Origin of the sequence: Burkholderia sp. E168m23 (assembly GCF_016586125.1) — a bacterium.
In the GTDB taxonomy this organism is placed as follows: domain Bacteria; phylum Pseudomonadota; class Gammaproteobacteria; order Burkholderiales; family Burkholderiaceae; genus Burkholderia; species Burkholderia orbicola.
In genome coordinates this window covers 1-1,220 of the sequence record NZ_BCPP01001414.1, presented here as the reverse complement: position 1 = coordinate 1,220, position 1,220 = coordinate 1, and the positions used below count along the sequence as shown (strand labels likewise).

1 protein-coding gene and 1 pseudogene are annotated in these 1,220 nt (G+C 69.3%); one reads left to right on the top strand and one right to left on the bottom strand.

Annotated elements, in window-relative coordinates:
- Positions 1-449, bottom strand: a pseudogene (locus JMF90_RS37760) (phosphate acetyltransferase); the annotation flags it as partial.
- Between the two features lie 147 nt (positions 450-596).
- On the opposite strand from JMF90_RS37760, the gene JMF90_RS37755 reads away from it, so the two are divergent.
- Positions 597-1,220, top strand: a 624-nt coding sequence (locus JMF90_RS37755; protein WP_201326412.1) for a F0F1 ATP synthase subunit gamma, incomplete at its 3' end; no start/stop codon positions are given.

The following is a 1,220-nucleotide window of genomic DNA, read 5'->3' as shown; positions in this document are numbered from 1 at the left end:
TTGACGGCCGCGTCGGTGATGAACAGCGGCTTGGGGTAAGTCGGCACGTCCATGACGAACACGTGGCTCAGGCGCCGCCCGGTGCGCAACCCTGTGTCGGCGCGCACCACCTCCGCCAGCAACTCGTCGGTGTGCAGGCTGCCCTTCATCAGCGCCTGCGCGTCGCCCGCGCGCACCAGCTCGACCGCGCGTGCCGCCGATGCATGACTGTGCGGCGCATCCACGAGCCGATAGCCGGACAGGTCGACACCGAGCGTCGCGGCGAGCATCGTGATGCGCGCCACCGGGCCGACCAGCACGGGCACGACGATACCGGCCCGCGCGGCGGCAGCCGCCGCGTGCAGCGAGACCTCGTCGCAGGGATGCGCGACCGCGACCGTCACCGGGCGCAATGCGCGGCAACGCGCAATCAGCGCTTCGTATTTCTGATGCGTGCGCAACTCGGTCATCGACTGCCCCTTCGCCAGGATCACGTGAACGGATTCTGGTGCGGGACCGGGCGACGTCGTTTGATTTCCGTCAATCGTTTCAGGTGAAGTCCCGATAGCATGAAGCCGCACGATGACATCCGGATGGCCGCGACGCCCACCCCTGACATGCACATACGCGAAATCCGCTCGAAGATCGCCAGTACCTCGTCCACGCGCAAGATCACCAAGGCGATGGAAATGATGGCGCGCACCAAGATGGCGAGCGCGCAGCGACGTGCGCGGGAGTTCCGTCCGTACGCGGCACGTATCGGCGCGATGGCGGAGCGCGTGCTGCGCGACCGTCCCGACCATGTGTCGGCACTGATGGCGCGGCGCGATACCGTGCGCCGCGTCGGCCTGATCGTCGTCACCACCGATCGCGGGCTGTGCGGCCCGCTCAATGCGCGGCTGCTCGTCGAATGCGTGGATGCGCTCGAACGCTGGGACCGGGCCGGCGTCGCGTGCGAACTGAGCGTGATCGGCGCGCGCGGCCTCGCGCCGCTCGTGCGCCATGGCGCGACCATCGCCGCACGTGCGAGCGGCCTGGCCGCCGAGCCGCACTTCGAGCAGTTGCTCGGGGCGCTGCTCGTGCCGCTGACCGCGTTCGTCAACGGCGAGCTCGACGAAGTGCACGTCGCATACAACCGGCTGACGAGCCCGCTCGCGTACGAGCCGCGCATCGATGCGATGCTGCCGATCATCGGGCTCGACACCGGGGCCGACGCGCCGACCGATGGCGCGCCCGCGTCC